This is a genomic window from Nonomuraea sp. NPDC003201, assembly GCF_053590415.1.
On record NZ_JBSFTC010000619.1, the window covers coordinates 1 to 3,112 of the forward strand.

The following is a 3,112-nucleotide window of genomic DNA, read 5'->3' on the forward strand; positions in this document are numbered from 1 at the left end:
CCGCGGCTCGTCGGCGCTCGGCCCGACGACCGCGATCCGGCTCGGCCAGGCAGGCAGCGGCAGCGCGTCGCCGGCGTCGAGCAGGACGATCGACCGCTCGGCCAGCTCGCGCGCCAGCGCCCGGTTGCCCGGCGAGTCGAGATCCACGTCATCCGCCCCGGACACGGACTTCTCCGGCGTCCAGTCCGGGTCGAGCAGCCCGAGCTGCACCTTCTGGGTGAGCAGCCGGCGCACCGCCCGGTCGATCAGCGACTCGGGGAGCTCGCCGGCGCGTACCCGCTCGACCAGGTGCGGGCCGAAGCCGAGCGTGTCGGGCAGCTCGACGTCGATGCCCGCGGTGAGGGCCTGGACCCCCGCCTCGCCGGTGTCGGCGGCGACGCGGTGCATGCTCGCCAGGAACGGGATCGCCCAGTAGTCCGACACGACCGTCCCGGTGAAGCCCCACTCCTCGCGCAGCACCTCGGTCAGCAGCCAGGGGTCCGCTCCGGCCGGCACGCCGTCCACGTCGGAGTAGGAGTTCATCACCGACCGGGCGCCGCCCAGCGCGATGGCGGTCTCGAACGTCGGCAGGATCATGTCCATCAGCTCGCGCCGCCCCATCGGCACGGGCCCGTGGTTGCGGGCCGCCCGGGAGGCGGAGTATCCGGCGAAGTGCTTGAGGGTGGCGATGACGCCCGCGTTCTCCAGCCCGCGCACGTACGCGGCGCCGAGCATGGAGACGAGGTACGGGTCCTCGCCCATCGTCTCCTCGACCCGGCCCCACCGGTAGTCGCGCACCACGTCCAGCACCGGTGACAGGCCCTGGTGCACGCCCACGGCCCGCATGTCCCGGCCGATCGCGGCCGCCATCCGCTCCACCAGCTCAGGGTCGAACGTCGCCCCCCACGCGATGGCCGCCGGGTAGACGGTCGCCCCGTACGTGGTGAACCCGGTCAGGCACTCCTCGTGGACGATGGCCGGAATGCCGAGCCGGGAGCGCTCGACGACGGCCCGCTGCAGCCTGACCACCTCGGCGGCGCCCTCCCGCGCGGTCACGGGAGCGCTGCCGTGCACCCGGGTCAGGTGGCCGAGCCCGTGCCTGACGGCCTCGTCGAGGGGGACCGTGCCGGAGGCCGTGAACACGTCCTGCATCGGGGCGACGTTCAGCGTCTCGGCGTCCTGTTCCGGCTCGTGCTGCATGTCGTTGCCGATCCACCGGCTGCCGAGCTGGCCGACCTTCTCCTCGAGGGTCAGCTCCGCGAGGAGGGCCTCGACTCGGTCGGCCACGGGAAGCGCCGGGTCCTGCCACGGGCGGAGCACGCCGTCCATCGCGGGGGTCCGATCCAGAGCCGTCATCTGCTCTCCTTAAAGCCGATTCCCGCCGTGAGTATTTCGAAATGTTTCGATGTCGTCGAGTGGCCTTCGAGCAAGCGTCTCCGATTTACAGACGACCAGATGAACGCCGCGCCTGAGTACTTTACACACGCCCTGCCCGAACGGGCAGATTCTCGGATACGACGGTCTTGACAGGCCCATGGTCGAAACCTAAATTGACGGACCACGCGGTATGTCGCAAATGTTTCGACGAGCTCACTCAAAGGAGACGTGACGAGCGGCATCGGCAGGCGCCGCGTCCCCGGCCGCCCGCCACACCATCGGACGATCAACGAGCCGCGCGGCCAACCCCCCGGCGTTCAAGTACGGAGATCAGCGTGGAGCACAGGTCAACTTCTCGCCGCACCTTCCTCAGCCTCTCCATGGGCCTTCCCCTCGGAGCCGCCCTGACCGCCTGCGGAGGCTCCGGGCCGACCCAGACCGGCGCCGGTGGCGGGGGTGGCAGCACCACAAGTGGCGGCAGCGGTGGCGGCAAGGCCACCTACTGGTATCTCACCGGACAGCCACAGGAAGGCATCCGCACCCGCGCCGTCGAGCGCTTCAACAAGGCCAACCCGACCGGCCAGCTCGCGACCACGATGTTCCAGAACGACGCCTTCAAGACCAAGATCAAGACGGCGATCGGCGCGGGCGAGGCCCCCACCATCATCTGGGGCTGGGGCGGCGGCGGACTGAAGAGCTACGTGCAGGCCGGCCAGGTCGACGACCTCACCTCCTGGTTCGACCAGAACGCGGCACTGAAGGACAAGCTGTTCCCCTCCTCCTTCAACGCGGCCACGGTCGACGGCAAGATCTACGCGGTGCCGGTCGAGGCCGTGACGCCGATCGTGCTCTTCTACAACAAGAAGGTCTTCGAGAAGGTCGGCGCGCAGCCCCCGCAGAGCTGGGGCGACATCATGGACCTGGTCAAGAAGTTCAACGCCGCGGGCGTCGCGCCGTTCTCCCTCGGCGGCCAGTCGCGCTGGACGAACATGATGTGGCTGGAGTTCCTCTTCGACCGCATCGCCGGCCCCGAGGTCTTCCAGGCCGTCTTCGACGGCGAGAAGGACGCCTGGAGCAACCCGGCCGCCATCGACGCCCTGACAAAGATGCAGGACCTCATCAAGGCGAACGGCTTCATCAAGGGCTTCTCCTCGATCACCGCTGACTCCAACGCCGACCAGGCGCTGCTGTACACGGGCAAGGCCGCGATGATGCTGCACGGCGGCTGGACGTACGGCAACATGCGCGACACCGGCGGCGACTTCGTCAAGGGCGGCAACCTCGGCTACATGAACTTCCCGCCGGTGGACGGCGGCAAGGGCGACCCCAGCGACACCGTGGGCAACCCGGCCCAGTACATGTCGATCTCCTCCAAGGCGTCGGAGGCGGAGAAGGAGATCGTCAAGAAGTTCTTGGTCACCGAGATGAACTCCGACGCGCAGAACAAGGACTGGGCCAGCAACGGCTTCGTGCCGATCGTCAAGGGCGTCGACTCGCAGTTCGGCACCGACCTCGACGGGACGTGGCAGCGGTTCGTCTACGACACCGCCAGCAAGGCCAAGTCCTTCCAGCAGTCCTGGGACCAGGCGCTCAGCCCGACCGCGGCCGAGGTCCTGCTGGACAACATCGCCAAGCTGTTCCAGCTGTCGGTCTCGCCGCAGCAGTTCGCCACGAACCTCAACGAGGTCATAGGCAAGTGACGGTCCCCCCGATCTCCGCCAGGGGAAACGCGCCCCTGGCCGCCGTGCCCGGCGGC

Annotated in this window: 2 protein-coding genes; one reads left to right on the plus strand and one right to left on the minus strand. The window is 68.9% G+C overall.

Annotated features, from left to right (window positions below):
- Window positions 1-1,335, minus strand: a 1,335-nt coding sequence (locus ACWDX9_RS61740; RefSeq protein WP_449973188.1) for a glycoside hydrolase family 3 protein, incomplete at its 3' end; no start/stop codon positions are given.
- A gap of 356 nt (window positions 1,336-1,691) precedes the next feature.
- Here ACWDX9_RS61740 and ACWDX9_RS61745 point away from each other — a divergent pair.
- On the plus strand, window positions 1,692-3,056 hold the full coding sequence (locus tag ACWDX9_RS61745) for an extracellular solute-binding protein (protein ID WP_449973189.1): 1,365 nt from the start codon (window positions 1,692-1,694) through the stop codon (window positions 3,054-3,056).
- Window positions 3,057-3,112 lie beyond the last annotated feature (56 nt).